This is a genomic window from Comamonas sp. NyZ500 (genome assembly GCF_016772095.1).
Lineage (GTDB): Bacteria > Pseudomonadota > Gammaproteobacteria > Burkholderiales > Burkholderiaceae_C > Comamonas > Comamonas thiooxydans.
The window spans coordinates 34,265-56,248 of the sequence record NZ_JAEIJE010000019.1; the positions used below are offsets into that span (position 1 = coordinate 34,265).

20 protein-coding genes are annotated in these 21,984 nt (G+C 62.4%); 7 read left to right on the top strand and 13 right to left on the bottom strand.

Annotated elements, in window-relative coordinates:
* Positions 1-287: 287 nt before the first annotated feature.
* Entirely contained in the window at positions 288-1,106 is an 819-nt protein-coding gene (locus tag JAO85_RS21385) for a hypothetical protein (RefSeq protein WP_229227459.1), read from the bottom strand.
* Positions 1,107-1,255: 149 nt separating this feature from the next.
* On the opposite strand from JAO85_RS21385, the gene JAO85_RS21390 reads away from it, so the two are divergent.
* Positions 1,256-2,278, top strand: a complete 1,023-nt coding sequence (locus tag JAO85_RS21390) for a GlxA family transcriptional regulator (RefSeq protein WP_202788987.1) — start codon at positions 1,256-1,258, stop codon at positions 2,276-2,278.
* Positions 2,279-2,324: 46 nt separating this feature from the next.
* Here JAO85_RS21390 and JAO85_RS21395 read toward each other — a convergent pair whose 3' ends face one another.
* Positions 2,325-2,780, bottom strand: coding sequence for a helix-turn-helix domain-containing protein (locus JAO85_RS21395; RefSeq protein ID WP_012839262.1), 456 nt, complete (start codon positions 2,778-2,780; stop codon positions 2,325-2,327).
* Positions 2,781-2,933: 153 nt separating this feature from the next.
* On the opposite strand from JAO85_RS21395, the gene JAO85_RS21400 reads away from it, so the two are divergent.
* The gene (locus tag JAO85_RS21400; RefSeq protein WP_003063591.1) at positions 2,934-3,443 is read left to right on the top strand and encodes a hypothetical protein; all 510 of its coding nucleotides are present in this window, start codon (positions 2,934-2,936) and stop codon (positions 3,441-3,443) included.
* 8 nt (positions 3,444-3,451) lie between these two features.
* On the opposite strand, the gene JAO85_RS21405 is transcribed toward JAO85_RS21400, so the two are convergent.
* The 3 genes from JAO85_RS21405 to JAO85_RS21415 all read right to left on the bottom strand — a co-directional run bounded on the left by JAO85_RS21405 (position 3,452) and on the right by JAO85_RS21415 (position 10,526).
* A complete protein-coding gene (locus JAO85_RS21405; protein ID WP_202788988.1) occupies positions 3,452-8,236 on the bottom strand; it encodes a DUF3320 domain-containing protein in 4,785 nt (1,594 codons plus the stop codon).
* A gap of 107 nt (positions 8,237-8,343) precedes the next feature.
* Positions 8,344-8,865 carry a hypothetical protein gene (locus tag JAO85_RS21410; protein WP_054074659.1) on the bottom strand — a complete coding sequence of 174 codons (522 nt, stop codon included), beginning with the start codon at positions 8,863-8,865 and terminating at the stop codon, positions 8,344-8,346.
* 365 nt (positions 8,866-9,230) lie between these two features.
* Positions 9,231-10,526, bottom strand: a complete 1,296-nt coding sequence (locus JAO85_RS21415; protein ID WP_012839259.1) for a DEAD/DEAH box helicase — start codon at positions 10,524-10,526, stop codon at positions 9,231-9,233.
* A 124-nt stretch (positions 10,527-10,650) separates the two neighbouring features.
* Here JAO85_RS21415 and JAO85_RS21420 point away from each other — a divergent pair, with 124 nt between their 5' ends.
* Positions 10,651-11,646 carry a quinone oxidoreductase gene (locus tag JAO85_RS21420; protein ID WP_202788989.1) on the top strand — a complete coding sequence of 332 codons (996 nt, stop codon included), beginning with the start codon at positions 10,651-10,653 and terminating at the stop codon, positions 11,644-11,646.
* Between the two features lie 23 nt (positions 11,647-11,669).
* Here the strand turns inward: JAO85_RS21420 and JAO85_RS21425 are convergent, their stop codons facing one another.
* From JAO85_RS21425 to JAO85_RS21460, 8 genes are all read right to left on the bottom strand, one after another.
* Positions 11,670-12,074 carry a nuclear transport factor 2 family protein gene (locus tag JAO85_RS21425; protein WP_237734945.1) on the bottom strand — a complete coding sequence of 135 codons (405 nt, stop codon included), beginning with the start codon at positions 12,072-12,074 and terminating at the stop codon, positions 11,670-11,672.
* Positions 12,075-12,333: 259 nt separating this feature from the next.
* The gene (locus JAO85_RS21430) at positions 12,334-13,644 is read right to left on the bottom strand and encodes a citrate synthase (RefSeq protein WP_003063579.1); all 1,311 of its coding nucleotides are present in this window, start codon (positions 13,642-13,644) and stop codon (positions 12,334-12,336) included.
* 30 nt (positions 13,645-13,674) lie between these two features.
* Entirely contained in the window at positions 13,675-13,968 is a 294-nt protein-coding gene (locus tag JAO85_RS21435; protein WP_003053208.1) for a succinate dehydrogenase assembly factor 2, read from the bottom strand.
* Positions 13,968-14,672: a succinate dehydrogenase iron-sulfur subunit gene (locus JAO85_RS21440; protein WP_003053210.1), complete on the bottom strand. Its 705-nt coding sequence runs from the start codon at positions 14,670-14,672 to the stop codon at positions 13,968-13,970. The genes JAO85_RS21435 and JAO85_RS21440 overlap by 1 nt, the downstream gene beginning before the upstream one ends.
* A 27-nt stretch (positions 14,673-14,699) precedes the next feature.
* Positions 14,700-16,505 carry a succinate dehydrogenase flavoprotein subunit gene (gene sdhA / locus JAO85_RS21445; protein ID WP_012839256.1) on the bottom strand — a complete coding sequence of 602 codons (1,806 nt, stop codon included), beginning with the start codon at positions 16,503-16,505 and terminating at the stop codon, positions 14,700-14,702.
* Between the two features lie 33 nt (positions 16,506-16,538).
* Positions 16,539-16,904, bottom strand: a complete 366-nt coding sequence (gene sdhD / locus JAO85_RS21450) for a succinate dehydrogenase, hydrophobic membrane anchor protein (RefSeq protein ID WP_003063575.1) — start codon at positions 16,902-16,904, stop codon at positions 16,539-16,541.
* Between the two features lie 41 nt (positions 16,905-16,945).
* Positions 16,946-17,371 (bottom strand): succinate dehydrogenase, cytochrome b556 subunit, encoded by a 426-nt coding sequence (sdhC, locus tag JAO85_RS21455; RefSeq protein WP_003063573.1) that lies wholly within the window; start codon positions 17,369-17,371, stop codon positions 16,946-16,948.
* Between the two features lie 146 nt (positions 17,372-17,517).
* Entirely contained in the window at positions 17,518-18,309 is a 792-nt protein-coding gene (locus JAO85_RS21460; RefSeq protein ID WP_012839254.1) for a GntR family transcriptional regulator, read from the bottom strand.
* A 230-nt stretch (positions 18,310-18,539) separates the two neighbouring features.
* Here JAO85_RS21460 and JAO85_RS21465 point away from each other — a divergent pair, with 230 nt between their 5' ends.
* Genes JAO85_RS21465 through JAO85_RS21480 form a run of 4 tightly spaced genes read left to right on the top strand, consistent with a single transcriptional unit; the run spans position 18,540 to position 21,973 of the window.
* Positions 18,540-19,529 carry a malate dehydrogenase gene (locus JAO85_RS21465; RefSeq protein WP_003063568.1) on the top strand — a complete coding sequence of 330 codons (990 nt, stop codon included), beginning with the start codon at positions 18,540-18,542 and terminating at the stop codon, positions 19,527-19,529.
* A 14-nt stretch (positions 19,530-19,543) separates the two neighbouring features.
* Positions 19,544-20,368: a trans-aconitate 2-methyltransferase gene (gene tam / locus JAO85_RS21470; protein ID WP_202788991.1), complete on the top strand. Its 825-nt coding sequence runs from the start codon at positions 19,544-19,546 to the stop codon at positions 20,366-20,368.
* Complete coding sequence (locus JAO85_RS21475; RefSeq protein WP_034356844.1) at positions 20,365-21,369, top strand: CoA ester lyase; 1,005 nt, start codon at positions 20,365-20,367, stop codon at positions 21,367-21,369. Before tam ends, JAO85_RS21475 begins: the two co-directional genes overlap by 4 nt.
* Before the next feature lie 31 nt (positions 21,370-21,400).
* Entirely contained in the window at positions 21,401-21,973 is a 573-nt protein-coding gene (locus JAO85_RS21480; protein ID WP_003063562.1) for a hypothetical protein, read from the top strand.
* Positions 21,974-21,984 lie beyond the last annotated feature (11 nt).

Genomic DNA, 21,984 nt, shown 5'->3' on the forward strand with positions numbered 1-21,984 from the left:
TTGGCCGAATGTCACACGGTTCGCGGGATCGTCTTCCGCCGGCTGGCGATGCCATGAGTCCTGATCAGCCGCTTTGCACTCCGGCTGAGGCGCCATCATAGGGACGGCATGGCCGGCGTCCATCCTGCCGCTGGCGGGCCCTTGAACATCATCAGCAACTTGACCGCGTTCTTGCTGGCGGTTCGGGCAGCATGCGTTGCAGCATTGATCGGGGAGGATCCGGTCGTCACACCCTAGTCGGATCATCGCGGGCAGCACAGAGTATTGGCGCGCACAGCGTCTCCAGCTCAATCCTCATTCGGTATCAGCGTCCCCCATACCGGCAGGTGTGCGTCTGGTGGTGCCGGGCCGTCATAGGCCGGCTGCACCTCAATGGCGGGCTTGCCCTCCTGGCAATCGATGAAGCCCCATTGACTGGGACGGTAGCGCGCCTCGGGGCCGTCGGGGGCGCCGACCAGAAACTCGGCCTGAATGTCATAGTCGATCAAGGGCACATGCAGGCTGGCGATATCGCCCTTGCGGCATTCCAGATAGGAGCGCTTCGGGTCGACCACCCAGGCGCCATAACCCGGGTTGACGTCGGGATCGAAGTGGAACACCGGACCGAGGCGCTGGTCGCGGGCAAGCTCCAACACGCCGTTGCCGATGGCGCTGACCCAGGCACCTGCAATTTGCACCGGTTGCGTAAAGCGCGCCGCACTCAGTCCTCGCAGGCCAAGCGGTCGCTGGCGCTCGCCGTTGTCAAAAGCGTCGTAGCGGTTGATCAAGGTGCCTTTGGGGAATAGCTGCTCCCCATAGCGGAAGTCCTCGGGCAGCACAAAGCGCTGTCGGCTTTCGCGATAGTGGGCCCGCAGCGTCACGGCCTCTTCAATCTGTACCAGCTTGCGCGCCAGCACCAGGCCCCAGAGATCGCCGGCCAGGGCCAATATGGCCACCACCACGACGGGCCAGTGCCAGAACGGCGGGCGCTCGGAGGCGGGTGTGTGCCTATGGCGCAGCCACCAGAACAGCCCGCGCAGCAGCAGCCACAGGCTCAGGCCGGCTGCCACCAGGGGGGCGAGCAGCAGCAGCAGCATGGGCAGGGTAAAAAGAGGTCCGGGAATCATGGGTGGAAAAAGGGGCAGAAGCCCCGGACTTTAGCAGTGGATGCGACTGCCAGCACTAGCTGCCGAGAGGGCTTGCGTATAGTCGAGGCTTGTGCGCTGCAAGTGCCTGCAGCGCTGGTTGTATATGCTCGAATTGCTCTGATTTTTGTATGGAACACCATCACGCTGGCGCCCACCGCGTCGATCTGGTTGTCTACCCCGGCTTCAAGGCGCTGGAGGCCATAGGCCCCATGTCCGTGTTTGACTATGCCAATGTGCATCTGCGACACAAAGGCCTGCCTGACGGATACATGGTGCGGGTGGTGGCGTCACAGGCCGGTCTGGTGCCCTCGGACACCTTGATGGGCTTGCAGGCCAGCCATACCCTGGCGCAGGTCGAGGCCGAGGGCACGGGGTGCACGGTGCTGCTGGTGGGCGCGCGCCATATCGAGCAAGTGCTGGCGGCTTCGCCCGAGCTGGTGGACTGGGTGGCGCGAGTGGCTCCCGGGGTCGGGCGCATGATCGCGCTGTGCAGCGGCAGTTTTTTTCTGGCAGCAGCCGGTTTGCTCAATGATCGCCGCGCGGCCACGCACTGGAGTGTGGCCGGGGCGCTTGCCCAGCGTTATCCGCGGGTGCAGGTGGATGCCGATGCGATCTATGTGTGCGACGAAATCAAGGACAGCGACGGCATGCGTCAGCTCTGGACTTCGGCCGGTGTCACTGCCGGCATTGATCTGGCACTGGCGGTGGTGGAGCATGATTTCGGCCATGCGCTGGCACTGCAGGTAGCGCGCGACCTGGTCATGTATCTCAAACGCCCCGGCGGCCAGTCGCAGTTCAGCGTATCCCTGGCCGCACAGGCCACGCAGCACAGCGCAGTGCAGGCCGCCCAGCAGTGGGTGCTGGAGCACCTGGACCAGCCCATGCCGCTGGCGCTGCTGGCGGGCAAGGCGGCGATGAGCGAGCGCAATTTTCGCCGCGTCTTTCAGCAGGAGACCGGCTGCAGTCCCAGCAGCTTTGTGGAAAACGCTCGCCTGGAGCGGGCCAAGCAGCTGTTGGAGAATCTGGGCTCTGTGCCCCTCAAGACCGTTGCTGCCAAGGTCGGGTTGGGCTCGGAGCAGGCGCTGCGACATCTGTTCGTGCGCAAGCTGGGTATCACACCTGTAGCTTACCGGGAGCGGTTCGGAGACTGATGGGCTTGCGGCATCCTGTCGGAAGCAGCCGGTTTTGGCCAGCCGATCAGAACAGAGGGCTCTTGAAGAAATCCAGAGCGGCCTTGGCGGCAGCAAAGTTGCGCTCGATCTGCGCCTGTTGCTCATCGTGGTTCGCGGTCTCGACGGCAGGTTCGGCAGCGGACTTGGCCCTCTTTGGCGCCGCAGTTCTTTTCCTGTCTAGGCAGGGGGCATCCGAGCGGGATGCGGGTGCCAGTGCTGGAGCCTTGGGTGCGAGCAACCGGGTCAGGTCCAGCTCGGGATTGAGCTGCCACAGGCAGGACACATAGGTCGCCATGGCCACGGCCGGGTCGCCGCGCTCTATGCGTGCCATGGTGGGCTGGGAAATACCCAGCCGCTCTGCCCACTGCGTCTGTGTTTCGCCCCGACTCTTGCGCAGGGCCACGATGTGCTGGGCCAGCTGCGTTATCTGCAAAAGAATGGCGGGCGGAAACTCTGCGGGGCTGGTGTTCTGGCGAGGCATATGCCAATGGTAGGCAGATTTGGGGAGTGCTCAGGGCAAACAGGGCGCTCTTTGCATTGAGTCAGCAGTTTTCTTGACTGTCCTACGAAGCGGCCAGATCAAGTCTGCAAGCATGGGCGGCGATGGATCGTCAACACGGTCCTGGAGTTGCTCATGAAGTTTGTTCACTGGCTCTACACCCTGACCCATTCGCTGATTGCCCTGCTGTTCGGCCTGGCGGCGTTGTGCCTGATCTGGATGGCGGTCACCAAGGCCTGGGCCGTGATTGCTGCCGGTCTGGAGCCGGAGGCCACGCTGCATGTGGTGGAGGCGCTGGGCATTCTGGCCTCAGGCGTGGTGGCTCTGCAGATTTCCCAGACCGTGATTGAAGAAGAGGTGGTGCGCGACGCCCATATCAGCGGCCCGACAAGAGTGCGTCGCTTTCTCTCACGCTTTATGGTGGTGCTGGTGGTCGCCCTGGCCGTCGAGGGATTGGTTGCCACCTTCAAGGCCCAGGAGCAGCCCGAGAAGCTGCTGTATTCCGCCGCCTTGGTCATTGCCGTTGGCATGCTCATGGTCGGCTGGGGGGTGTTTGTGCACCTGAATCGTTCGGCGGAGGAGCTGGAGCCCGAGGCCATGGAGGAGGCCAAGAGCGAGGACCGCAAGGTCAGCAACGACCACTGACTCAGGACTCAGGTCGGCAGTCGATACAACGTTCCGTTGAATGCCACGGCGCCGCTGCCATGCAGCGCGTCGAGCTGCGTCAGCACCAGCTCGCGTACCGGCGCGGTGACAGCGCTCAGGCCCAGCAGCCGGGCCACAGCAGCGGGTAGTTCCTCGCGCTGGCCGCCCAGGCTGCTCCTGAGGGCCAGAGCAATCGCTGCACGGATCTCGGCTGGCGGCAGGCAATCGATGCGGCGCAGATTGGCCGAGCCTACCTCTGCGCGATTGCGTACCCGAACCGCTCGTCCCGGCAGGTCGAGAAACTCTCCCTCTGCGGCCAGTGCCTCATCGGCCAGCAGCGATTGGCGTGCCTGCTCCAGCGCATCGCGCACGCGGCTGCCGGCGCGTTGCAGGCCCCAAAGCGTACGCATGCGGGTGACCAGTTCGTCGAAATGAATCGGTCCTTCCAGCTCCACTGCCTGGTGCATCAGCTGGGCCAGCTTTGTGGTGGATTGGCTGTGCAGTTCTCCGGAGGGAACGGCAAAGCGGGCTTCCTGGTAGAGGCTGTCGTCAGGGCCGGCGGCCGATTCCGTCTCGGCGCTTCCGGCATCGGACCGTGCTGCGCGTTCCATGACTTCTGTGGCTGTCTGTGACTGATGGGTGGCCATTACCGGCTGAACTGGTTCGGCCTGTTTGCGCTGCCTGGCAGCTTCGACGGCGGCCAGGACGCGCTCGGTCTGGGCACGCGGCTGGCGGAACCAGTCGCATCCCCAGATGCGCAGCAGCGTCCAGCCCTGGCTCTCCAGCACGGACTGGCGCAGGCGGTCGCGGTCGCGCGCAGAGCGGCTGTGGTGATAGCTCATGCCGTCGCACTCGATGCCGAGCAGATAGCGCCCCGGCTGTTCTGGATCGACCACGGCCAGATCGATGAAGAAGCCCGCAATGCCGATCTGCGTCTGCACCTGCAGACCCTGGGCCGTCAGCGCTTCGTACACATCTTCTTCGAGCGGCGACTCCAGATCGCGTCCGCTGATGCCGGCCAGGGCCAACTGACCGGTGGCCGCGTATTGCAGGAATACCTTGAGCGCAGCCACGCCCTTGCCCTTGCCGCGTTCCAGATCGATATCGTCGGCGGTGATGGACGAAAACACCTCGCAGCGTTGCTTGGCGCGCGAGATCAGCACGTTCAGGCGGCGCTCGCCGCCATCGGCGCTCACCGGGCCGAAGCGCATGGGCAGATAGCCCTGCGCGTTGCGCGCATAGGCCACCGAGATGAAGATCACATCGCGCTCGTCGCCCTGCACGTTTTCCAGGTTCTTGATGAAGAAGGGTTCGTTGGGATGGGCGACAAAAAAGGACTCTGCCTCGGGCTGCTGGCGACGCAGCAGTTCCAGCTCGTCCTGGATGGCGACTTTTTGCTGCAGCGAGAAAGCGGCCACGCCCAGGCTGAGCTGCGGCGACTGCTGTGCGTGCTGCATGATGGCGCGTGCAATGGTCTGGACCTCGATGCGGTTGATGCGGCTGGCGCCGCTGTCAAAGCGGCCTTCGGGCAGATGGTGAAAGCGCAGTCCCATGCCCGAGCGGGCCGTGTAGGGGCTGGGCACGACGTAAAGGCTGCTGTTGTAGAACTGCTGGTTGGACACCGCAATCAGCGACTGGTGGCGGCTGCGGTAATGCCAGCGCAGCATGAGCTGGGGCATGCCCTTGGCCAGGCACAGGCTCAGAATGCTCTCCACATCGGCGGCTCCGGCGATGAGCTGGTCTTCGTCCTCGTCGTCGAACTCGTCCTGCTCGCTGGTCATGCGCGAGAAAAAACGCGTGGGCGGCAGCTGGCGGTCGTCGCCCACCACCACCAGCTGCTTGCAGCGGGCGATGGCGCCCAGCGCATCCACGGGCTCGATCTGGCTGGCTTCGTCAATCACCAGCAGATCGAACTCGACCGCACCAGGTTCCAGAAACTGGGCCACGGACAGCGGGCTCATCATGAACACGGGCTTGATGGCCTGGACGGCTTCGCCTGCGAGCTTGAACAGCTTGCGCAGCGGCATATGGCCGCGCTTGCGCGCAATCTCGCCATTGAGCACGCCAAGCGGGCCCATGCCGGATGCGCTGCGTGGCACCTGCTCGTAATGCGAGAGTGCAGACTGGGCGCGCGCGAGTTCGATGCGCTCCAGATCCAGCGCCCGGAACTGGCGCACTTTCTGGCTGTGCTGATCGCCGTTGAAGGCGACCAGCTCGGGGTGAGCCTGGGTGGCCTGACGCAGCAGCGCTTCGTAATAAGCGCGCTCGAAGATGGCGGGCAGGGCTCCTTGTGCAATGGATTCATTCTCGAGCTGCTGCACCAGGACGGCCATGCCGGCTGCACGCGCCTGCTCACGGGTGGCGTGGTACGAGGTCCAGTCCAGCAAGGCGTTGGGCTCGGCGACCCATTGTGCAAGGCGCTCGCCAAAGTCGGCCAGCGGGATGCGGGCCAGATCGGCGGCGCCAAAGGCTTCCTGCGTCTCGAGCCGGTAGCCGTCCAGCAAGCTTTGCGCAGCATCCTCGAATGCCTGCAGCGAGGCACTGGCCCGGGCGGCCAGGTCCGCGCAATGTGCGGGCGATGGCAACTGGGCATAGAGCTGGCGAAAGGCGGCACTGCGGCCCTGTCCGTCGGGGCCGGCCATCCAGCCCAGCACGGCCTGCAGTTGCGCCCAGTCGCTTTGCTCGCCCAGCCACAAGTTGCCAAAGGCATCTGCCCCCAGGGTCTGCTGCTGGCCCAGGTTCTGGCGCAGTTGCTGGGCTTCGATCAGGCTGTCGAGCAGGTTCAGACGCTCTGCCCGTGAGCTCGGCAATGTCGTTTTCAGCTGGCCCTTGAGGTTGGCAATCGCCGCGCGGTAGCCGCTGTTGAAAATGCGAAACAGCGAGTCGCCATATGCTGCGATGCTCTGGCGTGGGGCACTCCAGTCCGCCGTCCAGGCGGATTCGGCAAAGCTGCTGCCCAGGTTCTGTGCCTTCAGGCTGAACCGTGCGCCGCATTCCACCAGCTTGTGCAGCTGGCCCAGGCCCTGATCCCAGATGCTGCTGGCGACGGCCTGCCGGTCTATGGACGGGGCACTGGCGAGCTGCTGCGCCAGAGTGATCTGCTCATGCAGAGTCTGCAGAGTCTGTGCCGCCGGCGCGTTCAGGGATTGCGCCAGCAGCTCAGCATCCTGCTGCAACCGGGCCAGCATTGCTTGCAGCGTCGGCAGTTGCTGGGCGAAGCGTTGCGCATCCAGCTTGAGCAGCGCCGGATGGCATACGCCGCGCCACGGGTGCCCGGCCACCGGGCTCACCTTGGACACCGCCTGGCGCAGTGCTTCGACAATCTGCTGGCGTGAATGAAAGTCCTCGGGTGACCAGTTCTGTGTGCCTTGCAGCAGATCGGGCAGATGCGCGATCTGCACTGCATCCAGACGCGCCAGCTGGCCCAGGATCTGATAGGGCGTGAGTGTGCAGGGCGCCAGCGCCTGATGCATGGTCCGGCTGTGCGCGTTGAGCTGCTGCTGCACGTTGCTCAGCTCATGGATGATTTGCTCGCGGTGCTCCACACGCGGTTTGCCCAGATCGCGCGTGGCCTTGAGTTCCTCCAGCACCTTGCGCTTGTTGGCATGGTGGCTGTGCAGTTCCAGACAGGCAGGCCCAAGGCCCACGGATTTGAGGCGGCGGTTGACCACCTCCAGTGCGGCCATCTTCTCTGAGATGAACAGCACTTTCTTGCCGTCGGCAATCGCCGCTGCAATCACGTTGGTGATGGTCTGGGACTTGCCCGTGCCCGGCGGGCCTTGAATGACCAGGTTCTCGCCGCGGCGCACGGCTTCGATGGCCAGTGACTGCGAGCTGTCCGCATCGACCACATGGCGCTGGCTGTCCACGGGGATCAGTTGGTCCACATCGGCGTCTTCGGGGAACAGATGTTCGCGTGCCTCGAAGCCGTCCTGCAGCGCGGCGGCAATCAGCGCCTGCTGGTCGAGCCGCTTTTCCGGCGGCCAGGTCGCAGTGTCCAGATCGCGGTACATCAGGAACTTGGCAAAGCTGAAGAAGCCCAGCGTCATGGCGTCGGGCAACACTTGCCAGCCGGGCTGGGCCGCAGCCATGGCGGCGACCGCGGCCAGATAGGCGCGGGGGTCGAAGTCGTCGCCGGCATTGAATTCGGGCAGCTCGAGGCCAAAGTCGGCCTTGAGCTTGGCCGCCAGCGACAGGTTCTCCGCCGCATCTTCCTGCAACCAGGACAGGGTGAAGCGCTCGGCCGCGCTTTTGCGCTCCAGTGCCACGGGCAGCAGAATCAGCGGTGCAAAACGCGGCTTGTCGGGGGCATTGCGGTCGAACCATTGCAGCTGACCCAGCGCCAGAAACAAGATGTTGACGCCCTGTTCCTCGATAAAGGTGCGGGCATCGGAATACATGTCCAGCAGCCGGCGCTGCAGCTTCTCGCTGGATAGGCGCGTCTGCAATTTCAGGTCACGATGGCGCTGGGCCACACCGCGCGCATCGAGCTGCTCGTCGACGCTTTCTTCGGGCTGGGGCAGGGCGAGGGTGGTCTGTGTCTCCTGGGCCTCTGCAGGGTCTGCGGCCGCTTGTTCCTCCTCGGCCTTTGCCGGCGCAAAGCTCATGGCTTTGCTTTCGCCCGCCAGCAGGCGATAGACCTCGTCCGTGCGTTCATCTGCAAAATGCAGCACGCGTGCCGTGGCGGCCTGAGGCAGGCTCAGCAGCCGGTTGCGTGTGGAGAGGTCCAGCAGCGCCTGGCGGCTTTTTTCGAGCTGGCGGGTGATGAGGGCGGAATTCGAGTCTGCGTGCATGGGGCATCAAAAAGCACAGTGAGCTGGCACTTTAGCGCGCTCCCTGGTGCTGATGATGCTGATTGGCAATGTGCGCACTGCGGTTCCGTACCCGTTTTACAAATTGATCACAGTTTCCAGCCGAACTCGAGCGCAATGAAAGCCGAGCATTGGCCGCAGGTCTTGGGTGCAGCGCGGACCGTAACGCTGTAGCGCTCACCCTGCCAGCGCACCAGGGCTCCGGCGGCCGCCATGACGGGGCTTGTGTAGTTGGTGCGCAAACCGGCATAAACGCCAGAGTGCAGATTGCCAAAAGTCAGCGGCGTGTACTCGCCTATGGCGTAGGTACTCCAGCGGTCGATGCTGTTGCGATAGAAGCCGGCCTGCACGGAGAAATTGCTGGAAAACTCTCGTCTGATGCCCAGGCCCAGGTTTTCCTCGTTCCATGTTTTGCCATGTTTCCGTTCGCTGAAATGGTGGCTGACCGTGTGCAGATTGATATGCCATGCGCCCGCTGCCTGGCTGACCTGGGCAGACTGATTGACCTCGACGGGCTGAGTGGTCTCGACAGACTGATCGGCTTCGTCGGCCTGGACTGCGGAGCAGGCAATGACGATGGTCAACCCTGCCAGTGCTTTCAACGATTTCATTGCCGTTCCCCCCGCATCGCTTCACAGGCGCATGCAGACAGGTCAGTGACATCCTTGGCTCGCGTTCGCAGTGCTGCCAAGGGACCTGGCTTACCGATTTCTATTTAAAAAAATCATGTAAACCATGTTTCCTAATGTCTATGACTATCGATGTGGCTGATGTAAGAATAGTTCTTATCTATCAGTGATTGAACTTCAATTGGACTTATGAGGATTTGGAGATTTCTCTGTCAAAGAATCGGCAGGAAGAGGGAGCGGCTGCGTCCGGCCAGGTTGAAGGCGGTCTCTGTCAGACGCACAAAAGGCCGCAGAGGCGGCCTTTTTGATGAGCTGAGGCGAGGGAGTTCTCGGCCTTGCGCGGCAGCTTAATCGGCTGGCTGCTGCTTTGCGGCCGCAGCAGCAGCGCGCAGCTTGTCCTTCTTGCTGGGTCTGCGGCCCTTGATGCCGCCGTTGCCGTCCTGCGCGACCGGCGGTGGCGGTACGGCTTCGGTAGGCTCGAAGCCCTGGATTTGCTCCAGATCGATTTCCAGCTGATTGCGCTTGCAGATCAGTTTCCAGTGTGCGGTGTCGGCGGGGCTTACAAAAGTGATGGCGCAACCGGCATGCCCTGCACGGCCCGTGCGGCCAATTCTATGAATATAGTCGGCGGGCGAGCGGGGCAGGTCGTAGTTGATGACCGTGGGCAGCTGTGCGATATCGATGCCGCGCGCGGCCAGGTCGGTGGTGATGAGTAGTTGCCAGCGCTTGGCCTTGAACTGGTCGAGCACGTCCTTGCGCGCACCCTGGCTCATATCGCCGTGGAAGGTGGTGGCGTAGATGCCCGCCTTGTAGAGCTTGTCGGCCAGCATTTCGGCGGTGTGGCGCTTGGCGACAAAGACCAGGGCTCGTTCCCATTCGGGCTGGTTCTCGCCTTGCTTGACGAGATGGCGCAGCAACTGGGTGCGGCGGGGCCCGTCCACGGCAATGGCGCGCTGGCTGATGTTCTCGGGGCTGGCCGAATGCTCGGCGGCCTGGTCGGCATCGACCTGCACCCGAACGGGGTCGTGCAGCAGGCGGGTGGCCAGCGCCTCCACGTTCTGCGGGAAGGTGGCCGAAAACAGCAGGGTCTGCCGTTTGCCGGGCAGCAGGGCCAGCACGCGGTTGAGTTCTTCGGCAAAGCCCTGGTCCAGCAGGCGATCCGCCTCGTCCAGAACCAGATGCTGCACCGCGTTCAGGCGCACGGCATTGTGCTCCACCAGATCCAGCAGGCGGCCCGGCGTGGCGACCAGAAAGTCGGCGCTGCCACGCAGCTGCATCATCTGCGGGTTGATGGAGACACCGCCATAGACCACGCGGCTGCGTGGTTGCTCACGCAACTGGCGCGTGATGTCGCTCAGGCTTTCGTGAACCTGGAGGGCCAGCTCGCGCGTGGGCACCAGAATCAGGGTGGCCAGAGGCCGCACAAAGCCGGTGTGGCTGCGCTTTTGCGCCAGCCAGGCCTGCAGCAGGGGCAGCAGATAGGCCATGGTCTTGCCCGAGCCCGTGGGCGCGCAGGCCCAGAGATCGCGTCCGGCCAGCACGGCGGGGATGGCCTCGGTCTGAATCGGCGTCGCGTCGCGCAGACCCAGATCGAGTGTGGCATCCAGAAGCTCGGCGCGCAGGCCTAGGGGGGCAAAAGACATAGAAGAATCAATAGCGGTGTGCAGGAGGCGCATTGTGCGGGAATTGCCGCGTCGCAGCGAGGCGCAGGGACAAGCGCGGCGCAGGCTACATTCGCAGGATTACAACCCGCAAGGAGCATCAGCCATGAGTCAGATCACGCATCAAGCCATTGTCATGACGGAATACGGAGGCCCCGAGGTTCTGCAGATCGCCTCGGTCGCTTCGCTGCCGCTGACGGCTGGACAGGTGCGCGTGCGACACACGCGCATTGGCGTGAACTTTCACGATATCTATGTGCGCTCCGGGCTTTACAAGACGCTGGCGCTGCCGGGCACGCCCGGCATCGAAGCCGTGGGAGTGGTGGCCGAAGTGGGAGAGGGCGTGACTCGCTTCAGACCCGGCGACCGGGTCTGCTATGTCTCTGCCGCCTATTCCATCTACGCCGTCGAGCGCGTGATTGCGGGCGACGAGCTGATTGCCGTGCCCGATGACCTCAGCGACGCACTGGTCGCATCCAGCCTGCTGCGCGGGCTGACGGCCGATGTGCTGCTGCATCGGGTGGCCAGGGTAGGCCAGGGATCGCGGATCCTGGTCCAGGCTGCCGGTGGCGGCATGGGGCAGATTCTGAGCCAGTGGGCAACGCAACTGGGGGCCATGGTGATCGGCACGGCGGGCAGCGATGCCACGGCAAAAAAGGCCGACCAGGCCGGCTGCGTGGAGGTGATCCGCTATCGCGGTGCGGGCGCTCAGGATGTGGCTGTGCGTGTGCAGCAGTTGACCGGCGGCGAAGGCGTGGATGTGACTTATGACGGCGTGGGCAAGGACAGTTTCGATGCCTCGCTGGCCAGTCTGGGCATCGGCGGCCAGCTGGTGATGTACGGGCAGTCTTCCGGTCCGGTGCCGCCGCTGGAGATTGCGCGTTTGGCCGCGAAGTCGAACAGCGTGTGCCGGCCCATGGTGTTTCACTTCGTCAAAAAGCCCAGAGAGCGCGATGCCATGGCCGCGCGCCTGTTCGAGGCGCTGCGCAAAAAGCATTTCCGTATGGGCGAGCCGCAGGAGTTTGCGCTGGCCGATGCCGCGCTGGCCCACCGGCAACTGGAGGCGCATGGCGCCCAGCAGCCGATTTTGCTCGTGCCCTGACGGGAGTGGTCTGCGGTGCGGTCTTATTGCGCGCCAGCCTGGGGGCGTGGCAGATAGACCTCGCGCCACAGGCTGACTTTTTCGTGTTCGTCAAAACGCATGAGCAGCATGGCGACAAAGTGCTGGGCGCTGCCATCGGCCTTGGTGATGCAGACATCCATGGAAAAGACCACGGAGTCTTCGTCGGCCGTGGTGTGCCGGATGTCGTAGCGAATGCCTTCCATGTCCTGCTTCATGCCTGCGAGAAACTCGCGATAGCTCTCGAGGTCCGCTGCATAGTGGCGGCCGTTGGGCTCGACCACGAATTGCTCGGCAAAGCATTCGGCCACCTGCTCGCGGCTCAGCGTGGTGTGACGGTTCAGGTGGCGCTGGTTCCAGTCGAGCACGGCATGGGCCAGCTCCAGATTGCGTTGTCGTTTTGCGTGCATGAAGACCAGTATAGAAGAGCCGATTCCGGGTTCGCTCCGCATTTCTGATGTGGACTGACTCATAAATTTCTATAGCGGCTAGCGCTTTGTATCAATGGATACTGAGATGATTCACACTTGAAATCGACCTGTGTCTTGCGTAGCCAGCTATGGTTTTACGAAAGCTGAGATCGGGGGCACGTAAAAAAGCCCGCGGACTTTGCAGTCTGCGGGCTTTTTGCCACCCTGAGACCCGGAAATCCGGGCCTGGGTGTGCCGATCAACGCTGAGCGATAGGCTTGACGTCGCGCGACACGGAGCCGGTGAACAACTGGCGGGGACGGCCGATCTTGTACTCGGGGTCGGCCATTTGTTCGTTGAGCTGAGCGATCCAGCCCACGGTACGGGCCAGAGCGAAGATGCCGGTGAACAGGTTGACGGGGATGCCGATGGCGCGCTGCACGATGCCGGAGTAGAAGTCCACGTTGGGGTAGAGCTTGCGCTGGACGAAGTAGTCGTCTTCCAGGGCAATCTTTTCCAGCTTCTTGGCCAGGGCGAACAGGGGATCGTTTTCCAGACCCAGTTCGGCCAGGATTTCGTTGCAGGTTTCCTGCATCAGCTTGGCGCGGGGGTCGTAGTTCTTGTAGACGCGGTGGCCAAAGCCCATCAGCTTCACGCCGCTGGTCTTGTCCTTGACCTGTTCCATGAACTCGCCGACCTTTTCGATGCCGCCATTGGCCTGGATGCCTTCCAGCATGTTCAGGCAGGCTTCGTTGGCGCCGCCGTGGGCAGGGCCCCACAGACAGGCCACGCCAGCGGAGATGGCCGCGAAGGGGTTGGTGCCCGAAGAGCCGCACAGACGCACGGTGGAGGTCGAGGCATTTTGCTCGTGGTCGGCGTGCAGGATGAAGATGCGGTCCAGAGCGCGCTCAACCACGGGGTTGACCTTGTACTCTTCGCAAGGGTTGCCGAACATCATGCGCATGAAGTTGCCGGCATACGACAGGTCGTTCTTGGGGTACATGTAGGGCTGGCCCATACCGTACTTGTATGCCATGGCGACCAGCGTAGGCATCTTGGCGATCAGGCGGATCGCAGCGATGTTGCGGTGCTCTGGGTTGGTGATGTCGGTGCTGTCGTGGTAGAAGGCCGACATGCCGCCCACCAGACCGGTCAGCACGGCCATGGGGTGAGCGTCACGACGGAAGCCGCGCAGGAAGAACTGCATCTGCTCGTTGACCATGGTGTGCTTGGTCACCAGCTCTTCGAAGTTGGCCTTTTCCTTCTCGTTGGGCAGTTCCCCGTACAGCAGCAGGTAGCAGGTTTCCAGGAAGTTGCAGTTCTTGGCCAGTTGTTCGATGGGGTAGCCGCGGTACAGCAGCTCGCCCTTGTCGCCATCGATGTAGGTGATGGCGGATTGGCAGGCGGCAGTAGAGAGGAAGCCCGGGTCATACGTGAACATGCCAGTCTGGGCATAGAGCTTGCGGATGTCGATCACATCCGGGCCGATATTGCCCTGGTACACCGGCATTTCCACACTGGGAGCGCCATTGCTGAAAGACAGCGTTGCTTTGTTGTCAGCGAGTTTCATTTCCAAACTTCCTTCTCTAGTTTGCCTAGCCTACTGGGGACAGTTACCGGGCTGGCGCTTGCGCACCATCTCCAGCACTTCCCTGACTTCTTGGGTATCGAGTTGTCCTTCAGGTTCCTTGCGACGCAAGAAAAGATCCATCAGGTCGTTGTCTGCCAGATCCATCAAGGCAGACAGGCCAGTCGCGTGTCTCCGCGTGAGCTGGCTTCCGTAGGTGGCGAAGAACTGCTCGATGAACAGATCGTTCTCAACCAGACCACGGCGGCTGCGCCACCTCAGCAGGTCGCGCTCACGTTCGTCGAGCAGAGTATTCGTCATCAGCATCAGACGGTTCGACGAACCATCAGCTCCTTGATCTTGCCAATGGCTGCTGTGGGGTTCAGGTGCTTGGGGCACACGTCCACGCAGTTCATGATGGTGTGGCAGCGGAAGAGGCGGTAAGGATCTTCCAGATTGTCAAGGCGCTCGCCCGTGGCTGTGTCGCGGCTGTCCGCGATGAAGCGGTAAGCCTGCAGCAGACCGGCCGGGCCCACGAACTTGTCGGGGTTCCACCAGAACGAGGGGCAGCTGGTGGAGCAGCTGGCGCACAGAATGCACTCGTACAGGCCGTTGAGCTCTTCGCGCTCTTCGGGCGACTGCAGGCGCTCCTTGCTGGGCGATGCGTAGACATCGCTTTGCAGGTAGGGCTTGATCGAGTGGTACTGCTTGAAGAACTGGGTCATGTCCACGATCAGATCGCGGATGACGGGCAGGCCGGGCAGGGGCTTGAGAACGATGTCGCCCTTGAGGGTGTTCATGTTCGTCAGGCAGGCCAGACCGTTCTTGCCGTTGATGTTCATGGCGTCGGAGCCGCACACGCCTTCACGGCAGGAGCGACGGAAGGCAATGGAGGGGTCCATGGCCTTGAGTTTGACCAGGGCGTCCAGCAGCATGCGCTCGTGACCGTCCAGCTCCACTTGCACTGTTTGCATGTAGGGCTTGGCGTCTTTATCCGGATCGTAGCGGTAGATTTTGAATGTGCGCTTCATCTTGATCTTCTCTCGTGGGCTGCTGAATTAGAACGTGCGGACCTTGGGAGGAACGCTGGCAACGGTCAGGGGCTTGAGGTTCACAGGCTTGTAGGTCAGGCTGTTGGTCGCGCTGTCCCACAGTGTGTGCTTGAGCCATTCCTTGTCGTTGCGGCCCAGGGGGAATTCGGCGTGGTCGGCAGGGTGCTCGTAGTCGTACACGGTGTGTGCGCCACGGCATTCCTTGCGGGCTGCGGCCGAGGTCATGGTGGCTTGTGCCACTTCGATCAGGTTGTCCACTTCCAGGGCTTCCATGCGAGCGGTGTTCCACACCATGGACTTGTCCTTCAGGGTCACGGAGCCGACCTTCTCGCGGATCGCGTTGATCTTTTCCACGCCTTCGTCCATGCTCTTTTGCGTGCGGAACACGCCAGCATGAGTCTGCATGGATTGACGGATCTCGCCGGCGACGTCCTGGGCGTAAGTGCCGTCCTTGGAGTCTTGCAGCTGGTTGAGGCGGGCCAGGGTGCGGTCAGCGCCGTCGGCAGGCACTTCGTGGTGAGCGCCGAAGCCGTTGACGAATTCCACGATGTGCTTGCCGGCAGACTTGCCGAAGACCAGCAGGTCCAGCAGCGAGTTGGTGCCCAGGCGGTTGGCACCGTGCACGGACACGCACGAGCATTCGCCCACGGCGTAGAGGCCGTTGACCACATTGTTCTGCTGACCGTCCCAGACCACGACCTGACCGTTGATGTTGGTCGGGATGCCGCCCATCTGGTAGTGGATGGTGGGAACCACGGGAATGGGTTCCTTGGTGATGTCCACGTTGGCGAAGTTGTGGCCGATTTCTTCCACGGAAGGCAGACGCTTGCGGATGGTTTCTGCACCCAGGTGGTCCAGCTTCATCAGGATGTAGTCCTTGTTGGGACCGCAGCCGCGACCTTCCTTGATTTCCTGGTCCATCGAACGCGACACGAAGTCACGCGGTGCCAGATCCTTCAGCGTGGGAGCGTAGCGCTCCATGAAGCGCTCGCCTTCGCTATTCAAGAGAATAGCGCCTTCGCCGCGGCAGCCTTCGGTCAGCAGCACGCCGGCACCGGCCACGCCGGTGGGGTGGAACTGCCAGAACTCCATGTCCTGCAGAGGAATGCCGGCGCGGGCAGCCATGCCCAGGCCGTCACCGGTGTTGATGAAGGCATTGGTCGAAGCCTGGAAGATGCGACCGGCACCGCCGGTGGCCAGCAGCACGGCCTTGGCGTGCAGCTCGTACAGATCGCCGGTTTCCAGTTCCAGTGCGGTCACGCCGACCACATCGCCCTGGGTGTTGCGGATCAGGTCCAGCGCCATCCACTCCACGAAGAAGTTGGTCTTGGACTTGACGTTCTGCTGGTACAGCGTGTGCAGCATGGCGTGACCGGTGCGGTCAGCGGCAGCGCAGGCGCGTTGCACGGGCTTTTCGCCGTAGTTGGCGGTGTGGCCGCCGAAGGGGCGCTGGTAGATGGTGCCGTCGGCATTGCGGTCGAAAGGCATGCCGAAGTGCTCGAGCTCGATCACCACGTTCGGCGCTTCACGGCACATGAACTCGATGGCGTCCTGGTCGCCCAGCCAGTCGGAGCCCTTGATGGTGTCGTAGAAGTGATAGTGCCAGTTGTCTTCGCTCATATTGCCCAGCGAAGCGGACACGCCGCCCTGAGCGGCCACAGTGTGCGAGCGAGTGGGGAAAACCTTGGACAGCGAGGCGACGGACAGACCGGCGCGCGACAGTTCCAGCGCAGCGCGCAGGCCGGAGCCGCCGGCACCGACGATCACGACGTCAAACTTGCGCTTGGTGATATTTGCTTTGGAGTAGCTCATTCTTAACCTTCAATCGTGGAGACTGTGTCTCAATCAGAGACGCCACAGAACCTGGATGCCCCAGCCGATGCAGCCGACCAGCCAGACAATGGTGACCACTTGCAGTGCAAGGCGCAGGCCCACGGGCTTGACGTAGTCCATCCAGATGTCACGCACGCCGATCCAGGCATGCCAGCCCAGAGCCACGAAGAGGGCCAGGGTCAGAAACTTCATCCACTGGGGAGCAAAAATGCCGGCCCACTGCTCGTAGCCCACGGGGCCGCCGACCGTCAGAAAGCGCACCAGCAGCACAACGGTGTACAGCGCCATCAGGACGGCGGTAGAGCGTTGAGCCAGAAAGTCGCGGGTGCCATAGTGCGCACCGACAACGGTGCGCTTGGAGCCGTAATTCACGGACATGGTTGTTTCCTTATCGTGAGGTGTTATTGACTGGGCGCTGATCAGTACAGGCCGAACAGCTTGGCGCCAAGCACCACGGTCAGGGCAACGCTGATGCACAGAACGACGGCGGCGGTGGACTTGCCGGTCTGCTTGTTCACGGCGTGGTGGTTCACGTCCATCACCAGATGGCGGACACCTGCGCAGAAGTGGTGCAGATAGGCCCAGATCAGTGCCAGGCAGACGAGCTTGGCAAACCAGCCAAAGGGACCTGCGAATACCGACGTGAAGGAATCAAACGAAATTTCCGACGAGATCGAGTTGTCGAACATCCAGATGATGAACGGCAGCAGGATCGCCATCAGCAGGCCGCTGACGCGGTGCAGAATGGACACAATGCCTGCCAGGGGCAGGCGATAGGTCGGTAGGTCCGAGAAGAAGTTGATATTGCGGAACTCTGGCCGCTGTTTTGCTTTTTGCTCTGTCATGGCAGGGTACTTTCGTGGATGTAACTGCGTTGTAATCGCTAGTGCGAAGCGACACAAAATTCTATTGCAATGCAGCAGAATCCGTTAGCCGAATTTGCATAGCAGATGATTGGGCTCTGTTGCAATCAACGCTTTTACGGGGGGATTCAGTTCAATGCATTGCGGTAATGATGGGTGTCGGTGCGGTACAGGCCGCGTCGTAACTCCATGGGAACATCGTTGTATGTGTAAGCAGTTCGCTCCACGCTGAGCAGCGGCGTGGTGCTGGGAATGTTCAGCAACTGGGCTTGCTCGGCATCCGGCAGAACGGCGCGAATTTTCTCGTCTGCCCGCACCATGCGCACGCCATAGTCGAGTTCGAACATGGCGTAAGTCGGGCCCTGGTAGTTGGACATCTGTTCGGCAGTCAGCCCCTTGAAGGCGTTGCCAGGCAGCCAGATGTCCTCCAAAATAGTCGGGATTGCGGCAAAGGACAGGGTGCGGCGCACATGCATCACGGCGTCGCCGGTGCGCAGGGCCAGGGCGCGGGCCACTTCGGCAGGCGCGCGCAGGCGGCGGCACTCGAGGATGTGGCGCTCTGCGCGGCCTTCGCCCTGCAGGTCGCCAGCATCGGGGCGCAGATTCAGAAAGCGGTACTGCACCTGCTGGGCAGCGTGAGTGGCCACAAACGTGCCTTTGCCCTGGCGGCGCATGACCAGGTTTTCGGCAGCCAGCTCATCGATTGCCTTGCGCACCGTGCCCTGGCTGACCTTGAAGCGGGCTGCCAGCTCCATTTCACTGGGGATCAGTTCTCCGGGGCGCCATTCGCCAGCTTCCAGACTTTGCAGGATCAGGCCCTTGATCTGCTGGTACAGAGGGCTGAAGGCTGGGGTGGAGACGCCGGCACCACCGCTATGGCTGGCGTTGTTGTCCGGGGCTGTGTTGTGGGGGCTGGGCATAGTTGGTTTTGAAGGTATCGCCTCCGCGATGCGATGCACAAAAAACAGTCGATTTGACTCTGGTCGCTAAGTGAAGATCATATCTTATATAAGACATAAGACAAATTGACCGGGCTTTGATTTCGGCAGTACACTTGCCGCATGTTTGCGGAGCTTGCGCTACTGGTGGTTACGCTGGTGCAACCTGGCGCCCATAACATCTCACTTTTTTCCAATCTTGGAGTTTCACCATGAGCAAGAAGCCCGTCCGTGTCGCCGTTACCGGCGCAGCTGGCCAAATCGGTTACGCCCTGTTGTTCCGCATCGCCTCCGGCGAAATGCTGGGTAAAGATCAGCCCGTTATTCTGCAACTGCTGGAAATCCCCGACGAAAAGGCTCAAAACGCTCTGAAGGGCGTGATCATGGAGCTGGAAGACTGCGCCTTCCCCCTGCTGGCCGGCATCGAAGCCCACGCCGACCCCATGACCGCCTTCAAGGACACCGACTACGCTCTGCTGGTGGGCGCCCGTCCTCGTGGCCCCGGCATGGAACGTGCTGACCTGCTAGCTGCCAACGCCCAGATCTTCACCGCCCAGGGCAAGGCTCTGAATGCCGTGGCTTCGCGCAATGTCAAGGTTCTGGTGGTCGGCAACCCCGCCAACACCAACGCCTACATCGCCATGAAGTCGGCTCCCGATCTGCCCGCGAAGAACTTCACCGCCATGCTGCGCCTGGACCACAACCGCGCTGCTTCCCAGCTGGCTGCCAAGGGCGGCTTCAAGGTCGGCGACATCAAGAAGCTGACCGTGTGGGGCAACCACTCGCCCACCATGTACGCCGACTACCGCTTCGCCACCGTGGACGGCAAGTCCGTGAAGGAAGCCATCAACGACCAGGAATGGAATGCCAACGTGTTCCTGCCCACCGTGGGCAAGCGCGGCGCCGCCATCATCGCTGCTCGCGGTCTGTCGTCGGCTGCTTCCGCTGCCAACGCTGCCATCGATCACATGCGTGACTGGGCCCTGGGCTCCAACGGCGAATGGGTCACCATGGGCGTGCCTTCCAACGGCGAGTACGGCATCCCCGCCGGTATCGTGTTCGGTTTCCCCGTGACCACCACGGCTGACGGCGAATACAAGATCGTCGAAGGTCTGGAAATCGATGCCTTCTCGCAAGAGTGCATCAACAAGACTCTGGCTGAGCTGCAAGGCGAGCAAGACGGCGTCAAGCACCTGCTGTAATCAGCGCAAAACCTATGCAAGACTGGAACCCCGCGCTGTATCTGCGCTTTGCCAATGAGCGCACGCGCCCTGCGGCAGAACTGCTGGCAAGAGTACCTTCCAGCTTGCATTCACCCGCTCGCAGCCTCCGCATCGTGGATCTGGGCTGCGGGCCGGGCAACTCCACCGAACTTCTGGTGGAGCGTTTTCCCGGCGCCGATGTGGTCGGTGTCGACAATTCCGAAGCCATGCTGGAGACTGCGCGTAGGCAGTTGCCGCAGGCCAGGTTCGAGGCCGGTGATATTGCCTCCTGGGCACCTGCTGAAGGTGAACCAGCACCTGATTTGATCTATGCGAATGCCTCCATCCAGTGGGTGGGCGAGCATGAGAGCCTGATTCCCCGTCTGTTTTCCTTGCTGGCGCCCGGTGGCGTGCTGGCCGTGCAGATGCCTGACAACCGTCAGGAACCCTCGCACCGAAACATGCGCGAAGTCGCCCAACTGCCCCGGTTTGCGGCGCATATCGGGGACGCGAGCAAGGTGCGTACCGAAATTTTGCCCATAGGGGTGTATTACGACCTGCTGGCAGCGCCTCAGCCGGCGGCTCCCGCCAATGAGGCTGCGAGCGTCGATGTGTGGCACACCGTCTATCAGCATCCCATGGACTCGGCCGCAGCGATTGTGCAGTGGCTCAGCAGCACGGGCCTCAAGCCTTTCGTGGAAGGTTTGCCCCGGGAGCTGCAAGCCGAGTATCTGACCGAGTATCAAAGCCGCATCGATGCGGCGTATCCGGAGCGAGCCGACGGCAAGCGTCTGCTGGCTTTTCCCCGACTTTTCATGGTGGCTCAGCGCAAGTCATGACGAAAGAACTGGTTCATCCCGCCACCGTGCTGCTCGATGCTCAGGGTGGCGCTCAGCGTCTGCCCGTCTGCGATCACTACAGCGGCGTGGAAGCGCGCATGCGCAAAAGCCTGCAGCTGCAGGCAGAGATGATGCAGGAGTTCGGCACCTGCGTGTTCGACGTGACGCTGGACTGCGAGGATGGCGCTCCTGTCGGCCAGGAGGCCGAGCACGCGCGTCTGGTGGTCGAGCTGGCGAATGGAGCGGCTCAAGGCGCGCGCGTGGCGGCCCGGGTGCATGCGGTGGAGCATGCTCATTTCCAGGCAGACATGGACATCATTGCCGGCGGCGCGGCAGACAAGCTCTGCCACATCATGATTCCCAAGGTGGAGTCGGTGGATGACGTCATCAAGGCCGAAGCAGCCCTGCAGCGTGCGACAGACAAGCGTGTGCCGCTACATGTCTTGATTGAGTCTCCTGCTGCCGTGCAGCAGGCCTTCGACATTGCCGCGCACCCGGCCGTGCAAAGCATCTCCTTCGGGCTGATGGATTTTGTCTCGGCCCATGGCGGCGCCATCCCGGCTTCCGCCATGACGGCACAGGGCCAGTTCGAGCATCCCTTGGTCGTTCGTGCCAAGCTCGAGATCGCGGCAGCCTGCCATGCCCACGGCAAGGTGCCCTCGCACTGCGTGGTCACGGAATTCAAGAATCCTGAAGCTTTGCAGGCTTGCGCGCAAAAAGCCTCGCGTGAGCTTGGCTACACACGCATGTGGAGCATCCATCCTGACCAGATTCGCCCGATTCTGCGTGCATTTGCGCCAGCAGAGGACGAAGTTCTACAGGCGGCACAAATACTTACCTCTGCAGCGGTGCAGAATTGGGCGCCCATCAGTTTTGGTGGTGTACTACACGACCGCGCGAGCTACCGCTATTTTTGGCAGTTGCTGGAGCGCGCTCACCAGACGGGGCAGGTCTTGCCGGTTGAAGTTCAACCCTGGTTTGCCCCGGCCTCAATCCGTTGAACTCATAACAAGTCTGCAGGAGCTAATTCCTATGAAGACCCTGATCGCCACTTTGATGATTGCCGCTCCCCTGGTCGCAATCAGCCACTCTGCCGTGGCAGAAACCGCTCCCAAGGCCAAGGCGGCCGCCGCCAAGAAGGCTCCCGCCGCCAAGAAGGCCACCACTACTTCCAAGAAGGGCAAGGCTGCCGCTGCCGTAGCTGCAGGTGGCGCGGGTGCTGCCGCCGTCGTGGCCGCCGGCCCGGCTTCCGCCGCACTGGGCACGGAAGAGCTGGCCGTGGCCGAGCGCGTGCACAAAGGCCGCATTGCCTGCGAGCTGGGCGCCTATGTGAACGTGAACGCCGACGCAGCCAACCCCGGTTACTTCATCGTGGACGGCCGTGGCTTCAAGTACCACATGTCTCCCGTCAAGACTTCCACCGGCACCGTGCGCCTGGAAGACAAGGCAGCTGGCGCCGTGTGGCTGCAGATCGCCAACAAGTCCATGCTGATGAACCAGAAGGCCGGCCAGCGTCTGGCGGATGAGTGCATGAGCCCCGAGCAGCAGCAAGTGGCCGAAGCCATCCGCAAGAACCCACCTCCCAGCCTGCTGGACAGCAAATAAGTCTGGCGAGG

Excerpts from the sequence above, each read along its gene's own strand:
- JAO85_RS21385 (WP_229227459.1), bottom strand. The coding sequence starts at position 1,106 with ATGATTCCCGGACCTCTTTTTACCCTGCCCATGCTGCTGCTGCTGCTC.
- JAO85_RS21390 (WP_202788987.1), top strand. The coding sequence starts at position 1,256 with ATGGAACACCATCACGCTGGCGCCCACCGCGTCGATCTGGTTGTCTAC.
- JAO85_RS21395 (WP_012839262.1), bottom strand. The coding sequence starts at position 2,780 with ATGCCTCGCCAGAACACCAGCCCCGCAGAGTTTCCGCCCGCCATTCTT.
- JAO85_RS21400 (WP_003063591.1), top strand. The coding sequence starts at position 2,934 with ATGAAGTTTGTTCACTGGCTCTACACCCTGACCCATTCGCTGATTGCC.
- JAO85_RS21405 (WP_202788988.1), bottom strand. The coding sequence starts at position 8,236 with ATGCACGCAGACTCGAATTCCGCCCTCATCACCCGCCAGCTCGAAAAA.
- JAO85_RS21410 (WP_054074659.1), bottom strand. The coding sequence starts at position 8,865 with ATGAAATCGTTGAAAGCACTGGCAGGGTTGACCATCGTCATTGCCTGC.
- JAO85_RS21415 (WP_012839259.1), bottom strand. The coding sequence starts at position 10,526 with ATGTCTTTTGCCCCCCTAGGCCTGCGCGCCGAGCTTCTGGATGCCACA.
- JAO85_RS21420 (WP_202788989.1), top strand. The coding sequence starts at position 10,651 with ATGAGTCAGATCACGCATCAAGCCATTGTCATGACGGAATACGGAGGC.
- JAO85_RS21425 (WP_237734945.1), bottom strand. The coding sequence starts at position 12,074 with ATGCACGCAAAACGACAACGCAATCTGGAGCTGGCCCATGCCGTGCTC.
- JAO85_RS21430 (WP_003063579.1), bottom strand. The coding sequence starts at position 13,644 with ATGAAACTCGCTGACAACAAAGCAACGCTGTCTTTCAGCAATGGCGCT.
- JAO85_RS21435 (WP_003053208.1), bottom strand. The coding sequence starts at position 13,968 with ATGCTGATGACGAATACTCTGCTCGACGAACGTGAGCGCGACCTGCTG.
- JAO85_RS21440 (WP_003053210.1), bottom strand. The coding sequence starts at position 14,672 with ATGAAGCGCACATTCAAAATCTACCGCTACGATCCGGATAAAGACGCC.
- sdhA (WP_012839256.1), bottom strand. The coding sequence starts at position 16,505 with ATGAGCTACTCCAAAGCAAATATCACCAAGCGCAAGTTTGACGTCGTG.
- sdhD (WP_003063575.1), bottom strand. The coding sequence starts at position 16,904 with ATGTCCGTGAATTACGGCTCCAAGCGCACCGTTGTCGGTGCGCACTAT.
- sdhC (WP_003063573.1), bottom strand. The coding sequence starts at position 17,371 with ATGACAGAGCAAAAAGCAAAACAGCGGCCAGAGTTCCGCAATATCAAC.
- JAO85_RS21460 (WP_012839254.1), bottom strand. The coding sequence starts at position 18,309 with ATGCCCAGCCCCCACAACACAGCCCCGGACAACAACGCCAGCCATAGC.
- JAO85_RS21465 (WP_003063568.1), top strand. The coding sequence starts at position 18,540 with ATGAGCAAGAAGCCCGTCCGTGTCGCCGTTACCGGCGCAGCTGGCCAA.
- tam (WP_202788991.1), top strand. The coding sequence starts at position 19,544 with ATGCAAGACTGGAACCCCGCGCTGTATCTGCGCTTTGCCAATGAGCGC.
- JAO85_RS21475 (WP_034356844.1), top strand. The coding sequence starts at position 20,365 with ATGACGAAAGAACTGGTTCATCCCGCCACCGTGCTGCTCGATGCTCAG.
- JAO85_RS21480 (WP_003063562.1), top strand. The coding sequence starts at position 21,401 with ATGAAGACCCTGATCGCCACTTTGATGATTGCCGCTCCCCTGGTCGCA.